Below are 17,146 nucleotides of genomic sequence, written 5' to 3' on the forward strand. Positions count from 1 at the left end.
GGCACAAAAATTTAACGTTTTAGCAATAGCTATATAATATAGCCTGTGCTATATCTGTATGTAATGCAATCATCCCTCATGGATCGACGGGATTAGCAAGTCAGGAGGTCTTATGAATGAGTTCAAGAGGTGTATACGCGTGTTTAGTTACTCCCCCTTTAAAGTGCGGTTAATGCTGCTCTCGATGTTGTGCGATATGGTCAACAACAAACCGCAGCAAGATAAACCCTCCAATAAATAGCGGCGTCGCGGTACGCCGCTTCACTCCAGCTTTTAGCAGAAACATTGTTTGGCTTGAAAAACCCCACTTTTTGTCGGATTTGCTATCCTCTTCGCAAAAGATTTTTTCGTCAGTAGTTGACCTGAGCGGCGGCTCGCTCTATCTTCTTGCAGCCCTGCGTATATTGCGGCTCGCGGATGCGGACCACTCCACTCTCTTCTCGCACTCTTGCAGGTATTGACCCTTGACGCCAGGGTGAGCACATGGCGTTTGTTACGATAGTGGCATATGAATTTAACCCTCAAAGAATCGCTTGTTACCCGTAGCCGGGTATTTAGCCCGTGGACTGCGTTCTACTTTTTACAGTCGCTATTAATTAATCTCAGCTTAGGCTATCCCTTCAGTTTGCTCTACACCGCCGCGTTTACGGCTATTTTGCTTTTGCTATGGCGGACATTGCCTCGCGTGCAAAAAGTCCTGATCGGCGTCAGTTCGTTAGTGGCAGCTTGTTATTTCCCCTTTGCTCAGGCCTACGGCGCGCCTAACTTCAATACATTGCTGGCATTGCACTCCACAAATATGGAAGAGTCGACTGAAATCCTGACGATTTTTCCGTGGTACAGCTATCTGGTCGGCTTATTTATTTTTGCGCTCGGCGTGATTGCTGTCCGGCGAAAAAAAGAGAGTGAAAAAGCGCGCTGGAATAAATTCGACAGCCTGTGCCTGGTATTCAGTGTGGCGACATTTTTTGTCGCTCCGGTTCAAAACCTGGCCTGGGGCGGCGTATTTAAACTGAAAGATACTGGCTATCCGGTATTTCGTTTTGCTAAGGATGTCATCGTTAACAATAACGAGGTAATTGAAGAGCAAGAACGGATGGCGAAACTTTCCGGGATGAAAGACACCTGGACGATTACGGCAGTTAAGCCGAAATACCACACTTATGTGGTGGTGATCGGTGAAAGTGCGCGGCGCGACGCGCTTGGTGCCTTTGGCGGCCACTGGAACAACACCCCGTTTGCCAGCAGTGTTAACGGCCTGATTTTTGCCGATTACATTGCCGCCAGTGGTTCCACGCAAAAATCGCTCGGCTTAACGCTTAACCGCGTGGTCGATGGCAAGCCACAGTTTCAGGATAACTTTGTCACCCTTGCCAACCGCGCGGGTTTTCAGACATGGTGGTTTTCCAATCAGGGACAAATTGGTGAATACGATACCGCCATCGCCAGCATCGCCAAACGTGCGGATGAAGTGTACTTCCTGAAAGAAGGGAATTTTGAAGCCGATAAGAACACCAAAGACGAAGCGTTGCTGCAAATGACCGCTCAGGTGTTGGCGGAAGAACACTCGCAACCGCAACTGATTGTTTTACATCTGATGGGCTCACATCCGCAGGCCTGCGACCGGACACAAGGCAAATACGAAACCTTCGTACAATCGAAAGAAACGTCATGCTATCTCTACACCATGACGCAAACGGACGACTTACTGCGCAAACTTTATGACCAGTTACGCAACAGCGGTAACAGTTTCTCTATGGTTTACTTTTCTGACCACGGTCTGGCCTTTAAGGAACGCGGTAAAGAAGTCCAGTATCTGGCTCACGACGATAAATATCAGCAAAATTTCCAGGTGCCTTTTATGGTCATTTCAAGCGACGATAAAGCGCATCGGGTAATTAAAGCACGCCGTTCAGCCAATGACTTCTTAGGCTTTTTCTCACAGTGGACGGGGATAAAAGCGAAGGAAATTAACATCAAATACCCGTTTATTTCTGAAAAGAAAGCCGGGCCGATATACATCACAAACTTCCAGTTACAGAAGGTGGATTACAACCATCTCGGAACCGATATATTCGATCCCAAATCTTGAGACAAAAAAATCCGCCCCGAGAGGTAATGCCAGTCAGTTAAGCAACTGACTGGCTCTTTTTCGGGGCTGTGGGGTATTTCCAGGGCTTCTCCTTTACCACTCTCGGGAAGGCTCTTTCCCTTCTTGTCGGTAATTTCACAAGTTGTCCCATACTTGCAAGATCGCGCATCAGCTCCGGTATACGTCCCGGTGAAGCGCCCTGCAATGTCATCAGCATTCTCATCACCATTCCGCATGATTCTGAGAAACTCAGTTGATTCGGCCAGTAACCTTTCAGATGTTCTGCCATTTTAATCATCTGATATCTCACCAGATTATAAGCCAGTAAGACACCCCACAGCTCTTGCTCCACAAGCTCCGGCTTTTTACTTCTCAGCGTCAGCCTGCTCAGTTGCATCGTCTGTTTTATCTCCCTGTATCCCAGTTCGATTTCCCAGCGATGACTGTACAGATCCGCCATTTCTCCTCCGGGGAAGCGCATGGCGTCCGTCATCGACGTCAGCAGATGGCAGACTTTTCCTTTGCGCGTCACGGTCAGCAGGCGGGCTGTCACCTCATTTCCCAGCCCCGGCCACTTTTTTCGTGCCTGCGGGCTGGTTTTCAGCTTCACCAGATGATCGCCTTTACCCAGTTTTCTGATCTCTTCATATTGCGCTCCCTTTCTGAGAGGGATCATCCAGTGGCGGTGTTCTCCCGCCTGGCTCCAGGCATTTAACAGTCCCAGTGAGTAATAACCTTTATCCATTAACGTCAGGGTGTTATCGCCGGTTTGTTCTATAAGTTGCTCAGCAAGCTCATTTTCGCTGTTCTTCATCGTGCCGAAGGCTGCAGCCGTCAGCAGATGGCTGGTCAGTTCCATCTGGCAGACCATTTTGACCTGCGGGTAGAGCGCCGGGTTCCCGGCATGTGTCTGGCGGGGGAAGGCTGCATCGTTCTCTGGTGTATCCGGTGTGCGCCAGAACACACCATCGATGGCCAGCAGGGTCAGGCCGCACCAGTGCGGATGCGGCGTGGTGTTATGCCAGAGCTGCGCTGTTTTCGTGAACACGCGGCGGACAGCCTCACTTCCCAGACGCTGGCGGGCCTGAATAACGGCACTGGGGGCAACGAAGGGGCGATTGCCCGGCAGCATGATGTCCAGGCGATTCACAATCTGGTGAAGAGGTTCTTTACGCTCAAGCGCCATGCCAACAATACACCAGACCATCATTTCGAGGGGAAGACGGCGCTTGCGTAGCGTTACAGTACCTGATTCGGCAAGGCAACGAGAGATGAGTTCGGGGTCGAGGTAATCCCCCAGAGAAGTCAGTGGGTTACGCAGAGAATCGTAACGGGATACCAAATCAAGGGCCTGTCCAATGAGCATAAAAAAATCCGGAAACGAGTGAGCGTTTCCGGATTCTTACACAGCCACTGGATCGGTCAACTGATCCTTAACTGATCGGCATTAGCCCCGAGAGGCGGATTTTTTATATCACCGAAGTGATTAGAAGCGGTAACCAACACCGGCAATCCAGGTGCCTACGTCAACGTTACGAATACGGCTCTGCTCGTAAGAGAAATCCAGAACAACGTTTTCGATTGGGTTGAACTGCAGACCCGCACCGTAGGAGAAGCCGTAGTCGCTGGTGTCGTGTTTGAAGGTCGGGTAGTTAGTATCCTGGAATTTACCGTAACCAACACCGACTACACCATAGATGCTCGCCCAGTCATTGATACGGTATGCCGGACCTGCGGTGATGCCGTAGTACTGGGTTTTGTTGTAATCACCTGCACTGTTAGTACGACTTTTTTCAGTGTAAGTGAAAGAACCGATCACACCCAGCGGGCTGTTGTCTTCTTCATAGCGGTATTTCAGGTTGAAACCGCCCATTTTGTTCATTTTGCCCTGAGCGTCGCTCTGAGCATAACCACCAGTAACGGTAGAAGTAGCAGCTACGGAAGTACCTGCGGTGAAAGCCAGAACTGCGGCCAGTGCTGAAAGACATGCAATTTTTTTCATAACCACCTCAAATGTGATTCAAATAAGTCCTAAGCTTTAAATATATCAAAAATTAATGGGAAACTCTTCGCGATTTGTGATGTCTAACGGGCCATTTCATGTAACAGAACGTTTCCACATGCCGCTATCCATCTAAATTTAAATCATTTTTTCAGTGAATTGCGTAAGTATTACGCATATTTTCACTCTCACTCATCCAGATTATTCCTAATCATCAGACTAATGAGTCAATCAATCCTGGCGCATTTTAGTCAAAACGGGGAAAAATTTTTCAACAAATGCTCAACCAGCCTGCGGTATATCCAGTACACTCCACGCTTTACCTTACTATACAAACTTATGGGAGAAATGATGCCAGGGTCATTACGTAAAATGCCGGTGTGGTTACCGATATTAATATTGCTCGTTGCCATGGCATCTATTCAGGGTGGAGCCTCATTAGCAAAATCTCTTTTTCCACTGGTTGGCGCGCCCGGGGTTACTGCACTGCGTCTTGCTCTGGGGACACTGATTCTTATCGCTTTCTTTAAGCCGTGGCGGCTGCGTTTTGCCAAAGAACAACGGTTGCCACTGTTGTTTTACGGTGTATCGCTGGGTGGAATGAACTATCTTTTTTATCTTTCTATTCAGACCGTACCACTGGGAATTGCGGTTGCGCTGGAGTTCACCGGACCACTGGCGGTGGCGCTGTTCTCCTCGCGTCGCCCAGTAGATTTCGTTTGGGTTTTGCTGGCAGTGCTCGGTCTGTGGTTCCTGCTGCCGCTGGGGCAAGATGTTTCCCATGTCGATTTAACCGGCTGTGCGCTGGCTCTCGGTGCCGGTGCTTGTTGGGCTATCTACATATTAAGTGGGCAACGTGCGGGTGCTGAACACGGCCCTGCAACGGTGGCAGTTGGCTCGCTGATTGCAGCGTTAATTTTCGTGCCAATTGGCGCGTTACAGGCAGGAGAGGCTCTCTGGCACTGGGCAGTGGTTCCATTGGGTTTGGCTGTCGCAATCCTCTCGACCGCTCTGCCCTACTCGCTGGAGATGATTGCCCTCACCCGTTTGCCGACGCGAACATTTGGCACTCTGATGAGCATGGAACCGGCGCTGGCCGCCATTTCCGGGATGATTTTCCTCGGTGAGATGCTGACGCCGATACAGCTTCTGGCACTCGGCGCTATCATTGCCGCTTCAATGGGCTCCACGCTGACAGCACGCAAAGAGAACAAAATAGAAGAATTAGATATTACTTAAATTTACAATTCTGCATGGTTATGCATAACCATGCAGAATATTCCGCTTTTTTTCACCTGCTACGGCCTTATATATCCGGTTATACAAAAGCATATTTATTCCGAAAGCTTCTGATGAACAAATAAATAAGAATCGTTCTTATCATTACATATAACTTACTGAATTTATATCAGATTTTATTTTTCACGTTTATTACCGCTATTAGTGCGATAGGAACAGCCACAATAGCGAAATACATAGCCGGTGCTATACTTAATCCCGTTAATTGCTGGGACATAACATCAAGAGGATATGAAATTATGAGTACCGCTAAATTAGTTAAATCAAAAGCGACCAATCTGCTTTATACCCGCAACGATGTCTCTGACAGCGAGAAGAAAGCAACAGTAGAGTTGCTGAATCGTCAGGTTATCCAGTTTATTGATCTTTCTTTGATTACTAAACAAGCGCACTGGAATATGCGCGGCGCTAACTTCATTGCCGTACATGAAATGCTGGATGGCTTCCGTACAGCCCTGATTGATCACCTGGATACCATGGCGGAACGTGCGGTACAACTGGGCGGCGTTGCCCTTGGCACCACTCAAGTTATCAATAGCAAAACACCGCTGAAAAGCTACCCGCTGGACATCCACAACGTTCAGGATCACCTGAAAGAACTGGCAGACCGTTACGCGATTGTCGCCAATGACGTACGTAAAGCAATCGGGGAAGCAAAAGATGATGACACTGCGGATATTCTGACCGCCGCTTCCCGCGACCTGGATAAATTCCTGTGGTTTATCGAATCTAACATCGAATAAATCCATCGCTGATGGTTCAAAACTTTAGTACGCAATGAAACGGCTTCCTGACAGGAGGCCGTTTTGCTTTGCTGCCCTTCTTAATGCACTTTTTTAGTGCATTCATCTACCGTCCCCGGCTGAATAAGTAAATTTTTTGTATCCACAACATCACACAATCGTTACATAAAGATTGTTTTTTCATCAGGATTTACGCTAAATGATCATTGTGCTGACTGCACAATTTTAGCGCACCACTTTGGTGCCCTAGAATGGTGCAATCTGGGGGCGTTGCCCCATAGATCGTGCAGTAAGATTTCGTCGCATCTCGAAAAATCAACGGGTTGCAAAACTGGCACGATTTTTTCATATATATGAATGTCACGCAGGGGATCGTCCCGTGGATAGAAAAAAGGAAATGCTATGAAGTCTGTATTAAAAGTTTCACTGGCTGCACTGACCCTGGCTTTTGCGGTTTCTTCTCATGCCGCGGATAAAAAATTAGTTGTCGCGACAGATACCGCTTTCGTTCCGTTTGAATTTAAACAGGGCGACAAATACGTGGGCTTTGATGTCGATCTGTGGGCGGCAATTGCTAAAGAACTGAAGTTGGATTACGAACTGAAACCGATGGATTTCAGCGGCATTATTCCGGCATTACAAACCAAAAACATCGATCTGGCACTGGCGGGCATCACTATTACCGACGAGCGTAAAAAAGCGATCGATTTCTCTGACGGCTACTACAAAAGCGGCCTGTTGGTGATGGTAAAAGCCAACAATAACGATGTGAAAAGCGTGAAAGATCTCGACGGTAAAGTCGTTGCAGTGAAGAGCGGCACGGGTTCCGTTGATTACGCAAAAACTAACATCAAAACCAAAGATCTACGTCAGTTCCCGAATATCGATAACGCCTATATGGAACTGGGCACCAACCGCGCAGACGCTGTTTTGCACGATACACCAAACATTCTGTACTTCATCAAAACCGCCGGTAACGGCCAGTTCAAAGCGGTAGGTGACTCCCTGGAAGCTCAGCAATACGGTATTGCGTTCCCGAAAGGTAGCGACGAACTGCGTGACAAGGTCAACGGCGCGTTGAAAACCCTGCGCGAGAACGGAACTTACAACGAAATCTACAAAAAATGGTTCGGTACTGAGCCGAAATAATTATTGCCTTTAATTTATGGCCCGGTGGCCTTTTGCATACCGGGCCTGCGTTTCGCCCAGCCAGTCTTCTGGCTCAGGGTATTTACACCACGGTAACAGGAACAACATATGCAGTTTGACTGGAGTGCCATCTGGCCGGCCATTCCGCTTCTGATCGAAGGCGCTAAAATGACTCTGTGGATTTCTGTCCTCGGTCTGGCTGGCGGCCTGGTGATCGGCCTGGCGGCTGGTTTTGCACGCACCTTCGGTGGTTGGATAGCCAACCACGTCGCGCTGGTCTTTATTGAAGTGATCCGCGGGACACCTATCGTCGTCCAGGTAATGTTTATCTACTTCGCCCTGCCGATGGCGTTTAACGACTTACGTATCGATCCGTTTACTGCGGCGGTGGTCACCATCATGATCAACTCCGGCGCGTACATCGCGGAAATTACCCGTGGAGCGGTATTGTCAATCCACAAAGGTTTTCGTGAAGCCGGGCTGGCGCTCGGTCTTTCACGCTGGGAAACCATTCGCTACGTGATTTTACCGCTGGCACTGCGCCGTATGCTGCCGCCACTGGGCAACCAGTGGATCATCAGCATTAAAGACACCTCGCTGTTTATTGTTATCGGCGTGGCGGAACTGACCCGTCAGGGACAAGAAATTATTGCCGGTAACTTCCGCGCCCTTGAGATCTGGAGCGCCGTAGCGGTGTTCTATCTGATTATTACCCTGGTGCTGAGCTTTGTTCTGCGTCGTCTGGAAAGAAGGATGAAAATCCTGTGATTGAATTTAAAAACGTCTCCAAGCACTTTGGGCCAACCCAGGTGCTGCACAATATCGATTTGAACATTAGCCAGGGCGAAGTGGTGGTGATTATCGGACCATCCGGTTCGGGTAAATCGACCCTGCTGCGCTGCATCAACAAACTGGAAGAAATCACCTCCGGCGATCTGATTGTCGATGGCCTGAAGGTTAACGATCCGAAAGTTGACGAGCGTCTGATTCGCCAGGAAGCAGGCATGGTGTTCCAGCAGTTTTACCTCTTCCCGCACCTGACTGCGCTTGAAAACGTAATGTTTGGCCCGCTGCGCGTGCGTGGTGCAAACAAAGAAGACGCAGAAAAACTGGCGCGTGAACTGCTGGCGAAAGTTGGCCTCGCGGAACGCGCGCATCACTACCCTTCCGAGCTTTCTGGTGGTCAGCAACAGCGTGTGGCGATTGCCCGTGCGCTGGCGGTGAAGCCGAAAATGATGTTGTTCGATGAACCGACATCGGCTCTTGATCCGGAACTGCGCCATGAAGTGCTGAAGGTCATGCAGGATCTGGCAGAGGAAGGTATGACGATGGTGATCGTAACCCACGAAATCGGTTTTGCCGAAAAAGTGGCTTCACGTCTTATCTTTATCGACAAAGGCCGGATTGCGGAAGATGGCAATCCACAGGTGTTGATCAAGAATCCGCCAAGCCAGCGTTTGCAGGAATTTTTACAGCACGTCTCTTAATAAGACACATTGCCTGATGTGCTACGCTTATCAGTCCTACAGAATATATAGTAACTTATTGAAATTGCATGAATTTGTAGGAGCGTTCACGCTGCATTCGGCAAAAAAGCCCGCACGTTGTCAGCAACCTGCTTAATATCCCTTCCTCCCTTTCACCCGAAAGGGAGGAACACCAGATTCCTCTCATTTAAAATTCCCTCTCCCCCAGCATCTATACTTATCTTTTTGCTCTATTTTCTCACTGGAGGAGTCATGCGGTGGATCCTGTTCATCCTCTTCTGCCTGCTGGGCGCACCTGCCCACGCGGTATCCATACCCGGCGTTACAACCACAACGACAACGGCCCCAACGACTGAACCGGCTCCGGAACCGGATATTGAACAAAAAAAAGCGGCCTATGGTGCACTGGCGGATGTACTGGATAATGACACCTCGCGCAAAGAGCTGGTCGATCAGTTACGCACCGTCGCCGCCACGCCCCCCGCGGAACCCGTACCGAAGATCGTGCCGCCAACGCTGGTTGAAGAGCAAACCGTGCTACAAAAGGTGACCGAAGTCAGTCGCCATTATGGTGAAGCTCTCTCCGCACGCTTCGGGCAACTTTATCGCAATATTACTGGCTCCCCACATAAACCGTTTAATCCGCAAACCTTCAGCAACGCCCTTACCCATTTTTCCATGCTGGCCGTTTTAGTGTTTAGTTTTTACTGGCTGGTTCGCCTGTGCGCACTGCCGTTATATCGCAAAATGGGTCTGTGGGCGCGGCAGAAAAATCGTGAGCGCAGTAACTGGTTGCAGCTTCCGGCGATGATTATCGGTGCGTTTATTATCGACCTGCTGTTACTGGCACTGACATTATTTGTCGGTCAGGTTTTAAGCGACAACCTGAATGCGGGCAGCCGCACCATTGCTTTTCAACAGAGTCTGTTTCTCAATGCTTTCGCCCTGATTGAATTTTTCAAAGCTGTTTTACGCCTGATTTTCTGCCCGAACGTTGCTGAACTGCGTCCATTCTCTATTCAGGATGAGAGTGCCCGCTACTGGTGCCGCCGCCTTAGCTGGCTAAGCGGCCTGATTGGTTATGGCCTGATTGTGGCTGTACCGATTATCTCAAACCAGGTGAATGTGCAAATCGGGGCACTCGCGAACGTCATCATCATGCTGTGTATGACGGTATGGGCGTTGTATCTGATATTCCGTAATAAAAAAGAGATTACCCAGCATTTGCTCAACTTCGCGGAACACTCACTGGCCTTTTTCAGTCTGTTTATTCGTGCTTTTGCGCTGGTGTGGCACTGGCTGGCAAGCGCCTATTTTATCGTGCTGTTTTTCTTCTCGTTATTTGACCCAGGAAACAGCCTGAAATTTATGATGGGCGCGACGGTGCGTAGCCTGGCGATTATTGGGATCGCGGCGTTTGTTTCCGGTATGTTTTCTCGCTGGCTGGCAAAAACCATTACCCTTTCGCCACACACTCAGCGTAACTATCCGGAACTGCAAAAACGGCTGAACGGCTGGCTGTCGGCGGCGCTGAAAACGGCACGTATTCTGACAGTGTGCGTAGCGGTGATGCTACTATTCAGCGCCTGGGGACTGTTCGATTTCTGGAACTGGCTGCAAAACGGCACGGGGCAGAAAACGGTGGATATCCTGATCCGCATCGCTCTCATCCTTTTCTTCTCGGCAGTTGGCTGGACGGTTCTCGCCAGTTTGATCGAAAATCGGCTGGCTTCGGATATTCATGGTCGCCCGCTGCCCAGCGCCCGCACGCGTACCCTGCTGACACTGTTTCGCAACGCGCTGGCGGTGGTAATCAGTACCATCACCATTATGATTGTGTTGTCGGAAATTGGCGTCAATATTGCGCCGCTACTGGCAGGAGCCGGAGCGTTAGGGCTGGCGATTTCCTTCGGTTCGCAAACGCTGGTGAAAGATATTATTACCGGGGTGTTTATTCAGTTTGAAAACGGCATGAATACCGGAGATTTAGTCACCATCGGGCCGCTGACCGGCACGGTTGAACGCATGTCGATTCGATCCGTAGGCGTGCGCCAGGATACCGGGGCTTATCACATTATTCCGTGGTCCTCGATAACCACCTTTGCCAACTTTGTCCGCGGCATTGGCTCTGTGGTGGCGAATTACGATGTTGATCGTCATGAAGATGCCGATAAAGCCAATCAGGCGCTAAAAGATGCCGTGGCGGAAGTGATGGAAAATGAAGAAGTTCGCGGGCTGATTATCGGTGAACCTAACTTTGCCGGAATTGTTGGCTTAAGCAATACCGCGTTTACACTGCGTGTTTCGTTTACCACGCTGCCACTCAAACAGTGGACAGTACGTTTTGCCCTCGACAGCCAGGTAAAAAAACATTTCGACCAGGCGGGTGTTCGCGCACCGGTACAGACTTATCAAGTGCTGCCTGCTCCGGGCGTTACCCCGGCAGAACCATTACTACCGGGAGAACCGACACTTTAACGCTGACGATTGGCAAAACGACGACGCTGTTCGTCGTTCATAAAGGTCCAGGCAATGAAGCGGCTCTGCTTTTGCCCCTGGGCCATCTCTTTTTTGACCACTTTCACCGCGCCAACATCCGTCAGAGCACGATACAACGGCGGTAAGTTTTCGCCACGAGAAACCAGCGAGGTGAACCACATTACCTGCTTCGCAAAGCCTTTACTCTCTTCAATCATCTTTTTGATGAAAGCCACTTCACCGCCTTCGCACCACAGCTCCTGCTGCTGACCGCCAAAGTTCAACGCATCGTCTCTGTTTAATCCGAGATTACGCCGTTTGCGCTCGCTACCAGCACGCGCTGCCGCGGCAGAGTCGTGGAACGGCGGGTTACACAAGGTTGCGTCATATTGCTCATTTTTATGGATAATGCCGTTAAAAATAGCACTATTCTCTTTTTGCCGACGCAGGCGGATGGCGCGGTTAAGCCCCGGATTGGCGCTGATGATCGCCTGCGCGCTGCTTAACGCCTGACTGTTAGTTTCAGTACCGGTAAAACGCCAGCCATATTCATGTACGCCAATCAGCGGATAAATACAGTTCGCGCCAACGCCGATATCCAGAATGCTGGCACTGGCCGGAATTGTTCCGGTCGCCTCAGCCAGTAAATCGGCAAGATGATGAATATAATCCGCCCGGCCAGGTACTGGCGGACACAGAAAACCGTCAGGAATATCCCAGTTCGCCACGGCATAAAAATGTGCCAGCAACGCCTTGTTGAGCGCCTTCACCGCCAGCGGATTGGCGAAGTCTACGCTTTGCTCACCGGCAGGGGTAAGCGTGATAAATTGTTTCAGTTCAGGATTCACCTGACAGAGCGTGGCGAGATCGTAGCGGCTGTGATGACGGTTGCGCGGGTGCAACCCCGGTTTCTGGGCGGACATAGCATTCTCCTTTAAGCAGCGGCGTAAGATACCCGCATAACGCGGCAGGGTAAATATCTGGCTGCGTTTAACATGACTCAAAACCTTAACCTGACTGCATTTTTCAGCAATTCACCATAAAAATCAGCACCCTGCATGTCATTGATTTGTCTGGTTTTGTAAAAATACATCGTTCAAAAAACAAGCACATCTCTGTCAATTTTTTGCGTCATTCTCATCACGCAGGAGACCTACACTTATCAGGCACTACTCGTTGTATTTATGAGGATGTCATTATGAAAAAGTGCCTCGCACTACTGCTTGCCACCGTCCTGAGCGGAATCACCTTCACGGCTTATGCCGCGCAACCTCTGAGTAACCAGGACAGCGGTCAACTACGGCCAGCCGGAACCGTTTCGGCAACCGGTGCATCTAACCTAAGCGATCTGGAGGAAAAACTGGCAGAAAAAGCGCGCGAACAAGGCGCGAAAGGTTATGTCATTAATTCCGCAGGCGGAAATGATCAGATGTTCGGTACTGCAACCATCTACAAATAACCACACCAACGCAACTGCATTCGCCTCTGGATGCAGTTTTCGCCTGTTTTGTAAGCAAAAAACATCAAATATGAACACAATGTAAATAAATGTATTTATTTTTCACGCAATGGGTGATAGAAAATCGGCCAGGTGATAATGCTTATCAAAATTATTATCACTTCAAGATTACTATTACGGGATTAACAGTGGCATCGCATCCGCAGAGATGCTTTCTCGTGATAGTGAAAATTTAAACATATAAGAAAAAGTCACCTGCCAAATGGAAAACAATCGCAATTTCCCTGCCAGACCCTTTCATTCGCTCACGTTCTTTGCTGGCCTTTGTATCGGCATCACGCCTGTGCCACAGGCTCTCGCCGCAGAAGGGCAACAAAACGCTGATGATACACTGGTTGTCGAGGCATCGACGCCTTCGCTTTATGCGCCACTTAAATCTGCCGATCCAAAATTCTCCCGCCCGGTCATCGATACCACCCGCACAATGACGGTGATTTCTGAACAGGTGATAAAAGATCAGGGCGCAACCAACCTTACTGACGCGCTAAAAAACGTACCTGGCGTGGGCGCATTTTTTGCCGGTGAGAATGGTAATTCCACTACCGGCGACGCCATTTATATGCGCGGTGCGGATACCTCTAACAGCATTTATATTGATGGCATCCGCGATATTGGTAGTGTCTCACGTGACACTTTCAATACCGAACAGGTGGAAGTCATTAAAGGCCCATCCGGCACCGATTACGGACGCAGCGCGCCGACGGGTTCGATCAATATGATCAGTAAACAGCCACGTAATGACTCTGGTATTGACGCCTCTGCCAGTATTGGTAGCGCCTGGTTCCGTCGCGGCACACTGGACGTCAATCAGGTGATTGGTGACACCAGCGCAGTGCGCCTGAATGTGATGGGCGAAAAAACGCACGATGCCGGGCGCGATAAGGTTAAAAATGAACGTTACGGCGTCGCCCCTTCCGTGGCATTAGGCCTCGGTACGTCGACGCGTTTGTATCTCAACTATTTACACGTTACCCAGCACAACACGCCGGACGGCGGCATTCCGACCATTGGTTTGCCTGGTTATTCCGCACCTTCTGCAGGAACGGCGGCACTGAACCATTCCGGTAAAGTGGATACGCATAACTTTTATGGTACGGACTCCGATTACGACGATTCGACCACCGATACCGCCACTATGCGTTTTGAACATGACATCAGCGATAACACCACCATTCGTAATACCACCCGCTGGTCGCGCGTGAAGCAGGATTATCTGATGACGGCGATTATGGGCGGAGCATCGAATATTACCCAGCCCACCAGCAATGTGGATAGCTGGACGTGGTCACGCACGGCGAATACTAAAGATGTGAGTAATAAAATCCTCACCAACCAGACTAACCTGACGTCGGCGTTCTATACCGGTTCAATCGCCCATGATGTCAGTACCGGCGTGGAATTTACCCGCGAAACGCAGACCAACTACGGCGTTAATCCGGTGACGTTACCGCCGGTGAACATTTACCATCCTGACAGCAGCATTCATCCTGGCAGTCTGACGCGCAACGGTGCCAATGCTAACGGTCAGACAGATACCTTCGCGATTTATGCCTTCGATACGCTGCGAATCACCCGTGATTTTGAGCTGAACGGCGGGATCCGTCTGGACAATTATCATACTGAATATGACAGTGCTACCGCCTGCGGCGGCAGTGGTCGCGGTGCCGTCACCTGCCCAACTGGCGCGGCAAACGGTTCTCCGGTCACCACCGTTGACACCGCCAGGTCGGGCAATCTGGTCAACTGGAAAGCCGGGGCGCTGTATCATCTGACGGAAAATGGCAATGTCTACGTCAACTATGCTGTTTCCCAACAACCGCCTGGCGGCAGCAACTTCGCTCTTGCACAGTCTGGCAGCGGTAACAGCGCCAACCGCACCGACTTTAAACCGCAAAAAGCGAAGACCAGCGAAATTGGCACCAAATGGCAAGTGCTGGATAAACGCCTGCTACTAACTGCCGCGCTGTTCCGTACCGATATCGAAAATGAAGTTGAGCAAAACGACGACGGGACTTACTCGCAGTACGGTAAAAAGCGCGTCGAAGGCTATGAGATTTCCGTGGCTGGAAATATCACTCCCGCATGGCAGGTGATTGGCGGATATACCCAGCAAAAAGCGACCATTAAAAATGGTGCGGACGTGGCTCAGGATGGTTCGTCATCACTGCCGTATACGCCAGAACACGCCTTTACCTTATGGAGCCAGTATCAGGCAACGGATGATATCTCCATTGGCGCAGGCGCACGCTATATCGGCAGTATGCATAAAGGTTCTGACGGCGCGGTGGGAACTCCGGCGTTTACTGAAGGTTATTGGGTTGCCGATGCCAAATTGGGCTATCGCGTCAATCGCAACCTCGATTTCCAGTTAAACGTCTACAACCTGTTTGATACCAATTACGTGGCCTCGATTAACAAGAGCGGCTACCGCTATCATCCGGGCGAGCCAAGAACCTTCCTGCTCACCGCCAATATGCATTTCTGATTCAGATATGGGGCGCAGGACTTACTAAGATTGATGGCGAGAACAGGACTGCCTGATGCGCTGCGCTTATCAGGCCTACAAGGTTGTACAACACGTTGAGTTCACATCATTTGGTAGGCCGGATAAGGCATTCACGCCGCATCCGGCATGAACAAAGCACCTGCTGTTAAAAATCGGTGTGGGGTGAAGCCCCACTTTTTGGAGAACTTGTATGATGTACCACATTCCCGGCGTGTTATCGCCACAGGACGTCGCACGTCTTCGTGAACAACTGGAACAAGCCGAATGGATTGATGGTCGTGTCACCACTGGCGCGCAGGGCGCACAAGTTAAGAGCAATCAGCAAGTGGACACCCGCAGCGCGTTATATGCCGCATTGCAAACTGAGGTGCTTAACGCGGTTAACCAGAACGCATTGTTCTTTGCCGCCGCTTTACCACGCACTATCTCCACGCCACTGTTTAATCGCTACCAGCACAATGAAACCTATGGTTTTCATGTGGATGGCGCAGTACGCAGTCATCCGCAAAACGGCTGGATGCGCACAGACCTTTCTGCGACGCTGTTTTTGAGCGATCCACAAAGCTATGAAGGCGGCGAACTGGTCGTCAATGACACCTTCGGGCAGCATCGGGTAAAACTCCCGGCAGGCGATCTGGTGTTGTATCCTTCGAGTAGCCTGCACAGCGTAACGCCCGTCACGCGCGGCGTGCGGGTGGCCTCGTTTATGTGGATCCAGTCGATGATCCGCGATGATAAAAAGCGCGCCATGCTATTCGATTTGGACAACAACATTCAGTCGCTGAAAAACCGCTTTGGTGAAGGTGAAGAAATCCTGTCGCTACTCAATCTTTATCACAATCTGCTGCGAGAATGGTCGGAGATCTGACAGTTGAACTGCCAGAGTTTGTCCCTATATTAGCTACACTTAATTGTACAAGCATTGATATGGGGAGGACGATATGGCATCCGGTTGGGCTAATGATGACGCCGTCAACGAACAGATCAACAGTACAATTGAAGATGCGGTTGCCCGCGCTCGGGGTGAAATCCCGCGTGGTGAAAGCCAGTATGAATGTGAAGAGTGCGGTGCTCCCATCCCGCAGGCCCGTCGGGAAGCCATTCCTGGCGTGCGCTTATGCATCCACTGCCAGCAGGAGAAAGATTTACAAAAACATTCTTATGCAGGATATAATCGCAGAGGCTCGAAGGACAGCCAGTTACGTTAACTACAACTGGCATGGAGTACAGCAAGTATAATTTGCATTTTGCGTGGCATTCCGTGCCTTTAACGCAGCCGTAACTGACACGCGGTACAAAATTGAATCATAAGCACGACAAATAGATGAATTATCAGCATCTTAGATATCAATCAATTTATTTGAACAAGGCGGTCAATTCTCTTCGATTTTATCTCTCGTGAAAAAACGTGATACTCATCACATCGACGAAACAACGTCACTTAAACAAAATCACCTGCGAGAGATTAATTATGAAAACTATCAATACTGTTGTTGCTGCTATGGCTCTTTCAACTCTGTCATTTGGCGTGTTCGCGGCACAACCGGTAACGGCATCCCAGGCACAAAGCATGAATAAAATCGGCGTAGTTTCTGCCGATGGCGCATCCACCCTCGACGCGCTGGAAGCAAAACTGGCAGAAAAAGCTGCGGCGGCTGGTGCCAGTGGATACAGCATTACTTCTGCCACCAACAACAATAAATTAAGCGGAACTGCGGTTATCTATAAGTAATTCCAAGGCCGGATAAGGTGTTTACGTCGCATCCGGCAACAAGTGCCTGATGCGACGCTACCGCGTCTTATCAGGCCTACAAAATCCGAACCGTTGACCGGCATCCGGCAAAAGGATTTCCCTGTCTGTTTACCGACAG

Annotated in this window: 17 protein-coding genes; 13 read left to right on the top strand and 4 right to left on the bottom strand. The window is 50.0% G+C overall.

What is annotated here, in order from left to right; genetic code table 11:
- The first annotated feature begins 112 nt into the window (after positions 1-112).
- Both mntS and opgE read left to right on the top strand, forming a co-directional pair.
- Complete coding sequence (mntS, locus tag C1192_RS08235; protein WP_001001759.1) at positions 113-241, top strand: manganase accumulation protein MntS; 129 nt, start codon at positions 113-115, stop codon at positions 239-241.
- A gap of 267 nt (positions 242-508) precedes the next feature.
- Entirely contained in the window at positions 509-2,092 is a 1,584-nt protein-coding gene (gene opgE / locus C1192_RS08240; RefSeq protein WP_038355208.1) for a phosphoethanolamine transferase, read from the top strand.
- Positions 2,093-2,129: 37 nt separating this feature from the next.
- Here opgE and C1192_RS08245 read toward each other — a convergent pair whose 3' ends face one another.
- The 3 genes from C1192_RS08245 to C1192_RS25105 form a co-directional block, all read right to left on the bottom strand.
- Positions 2,130-3,458 (bottom strand): IS4-like element IS4 family transposase, encoded by a 1,329-nt coding sequence (locus tag C1192_RS08245; RefSeq protein ID WP_103194787.1) that lies wholly within the window; start codon positions 3,456-3,458, stop codon positions 2,130-2,132.
- Positions 3,459-3,578: 120 nt separating this feature from the next.
- A complete protein-coding gene (gene ompX / locus C1192_RS08250) occupies positions 3,579-4,094 on the bottom strand; it encodes an outer membrane protein OmpX (protein ID WP_038354527.1) in 516 nt (171 codons plus the stop codon).
- Between the two features lie 52 nt (positions 4,095-4,146).
- A complete protein-coding gene (locus tag C1192_RS25105; RefSeq protein WP_120795379.1) occupies positions 4,147-4,212 on the bottom strand; it encodes a protein YliM in 66 nt (21 codons plus the stop codon).
- Positions 4,213-4,445: 233 nt separating this feature from the next.
- Here C1192_RS25105 and rhtA point away from each other — a divergent pair, with 233 nt between their 5' ends.
- The 6 genes from rhtA (at position 4,446) to ybiO (ending at position 11,250) form a co-directional block, all read left to right on the top strand.
- Positions 4,446-5,333: a threonine/homoserine exporter RhtA gene (gene rhtA, locus C1192_RS08255; RefSeq protein WP_001119539.1), complete on the top strand. Its 888-nt coding sequence runs from the start codon at positions 4,446-4,448 to the stop codon at positions 5,331-5,333.
- A 299-nt stretch (positions 5,334-5,632) separates the two neighbouring features.
- Complete coding sequence (gene dps / locus C1192_RS08260; protein WP_000100800.1) at positions 5,633-6,136, top strand: DNA starvation/stationary phase protection protein Dps; 504 nt, start codon at positions 5,633-5,635, stop codon at positions 6,134-6,136.
- Between the two features lie 402 nt (positions 6,137-6,538).
- A complete protein-coding gene (gene glnH, locus C1192_RS08270; protein ID WP_001516049.1) occupies positions 6,539-7,285 on the top strand; it encodes a glutamine ABC transporter substrate-binding protein GlnH in 747 nt (248 codons plus the stop codon).
- A gap of 108 nt (positions 7,286-7,393) precedes the next feature.
- Positions 7,394-8,053: a glutamine ABC transporter permease GlnP gene (glnP, locus tag C1192_RS08275; RefSeq protein ID WP_001159054.1), complete on the top strand. Its 660-nt coding sequence runs from the start codon at positions 7,394-7,396 to the stop codon at positions 8,051-8,053.
- Positions 8,050-8,772, top strand: coding sequence for a glutamine ABC transporter ATP-binding protein GlnQ (gene glnQ / locus C1192_RS08280; RefSeq protein WP_000569100.1), 723 nt, complete (start codon positions 8,050-8,052; stop codon positions 8,770-8,772). The genes glnP and glnQ overlap by 4 nt, the downstream gene beginning before the upstream one ends.
- Before the next feature lie 252 nt (positions 8,773-9,024).
- The gene (gene ybiO / locus C1192_RS08285; protein WP_038354528.1) at positions 9,025-11,250 is read left to right on the top strand and encodes a mechanosensitive channel protein; all 2,226 of its coding nucleotides are present in this window, start codon (positions 9,025-9,027) and stop codon (positions 11,248-11,250) included.
- On the opposite strand, the gene rlmF is transcribed toward ybiO, so the two are convergent.
- Positions 11,247-12,173, bottom strand: a complete 927-nt coding sequence (rlmF, locus tag C1192_RS08290; RefSeq protein ID WP_038354529.1) for a 23S rRNA (adenine(1618)-N(6))-methyltransferase RlmF — start codon at positions 12,171-12,173, stop codon at positions 11,247-11,249. The genes ybiO and rlmF overlap by 4 nt on opposite strands.
- A 275-nt stretch (positions 12,174-12,448) precedes the next feature.
- Here rlmF and mcbA point away from each other — a divergent pair, with 275 nt between their 5' ends.
- The 5 genes from mcbA (at position 12,449) to ybiJ (ending at position 17,007) form a co-directional block, all read left to right on the top strand.
- Entirely contained in the window at positions 12,449-12,709 is a 261-nt protein-coding gene (gene mcbA, locus C1192_RS25110; RefSeq protein ID WP_001516045.1) for a DUF1471 family periplasmic protein McbA, read from the top strand.
- 262 nt (positions 12,710-12,971) lie between these two features.
- Entirely contained in the window at positions 12,972-15,254 is a 2,283-nt protein-coding gene (locus tag C1192_RS08300) for a catecholate siderophore receptor Fiu (protein WP_038354530.1), read from the top strand.
- A 211-nt stretch (positions 15,255-15,465) separates the two neighbouring features.
- The gene (gene ybiX, locus C1192_RS08305; protein ID WP_038354531.1) at positions 15,466-16,143 is read left to right on the top strand and encodes a PKHD-type hydroxylase YbiX; all 678 of its coding nucleotides are present in this window, start codon (positions 15,466-15,468) and stop codon (positions 16,141-16,143) included.
- A 73-nt stretch (positions 16,144-16,216) separates the two neighbouring features.
- Positions 16,217-16,483, top strand: coding sequence for a DksA/TraR family C4-type zinc finger protein (locus C1192_RS08310; RefSeq protein WP_038354532.1), 267 nt, complete (start codon positions 16,217-16,219; stop codon positions 16,481-16,483).
- Between the two features lie 263 nt (positions 16,484-16,746).
- Positions 16,747-17,007 carry a DUF1471 family protein YbiJ gene (ybiJ, locus tag C1192_RS08315; RefSeq protein WP_000849310.1) on the top strand — a complete coding sequence of 87 codons (261 nt, stop codon included), beginning with the start codon at positions 16,747-16,749 and terminating at the stop codon, positions 17,005-17,007.
- Positions 17,008-17,146: the final 139 nt, after the last annotated feature.

The sequence above is a fragment of the Escherichia marmotae genome (assembly GCF_002900365.1).
Taxonomy (GTDB): Bacteria; Pseudomonadota; Gammaproteobacteria; order Enterobacterales; family Enterobacteriaceae; genus Escherichia; species Escherichia marmotae.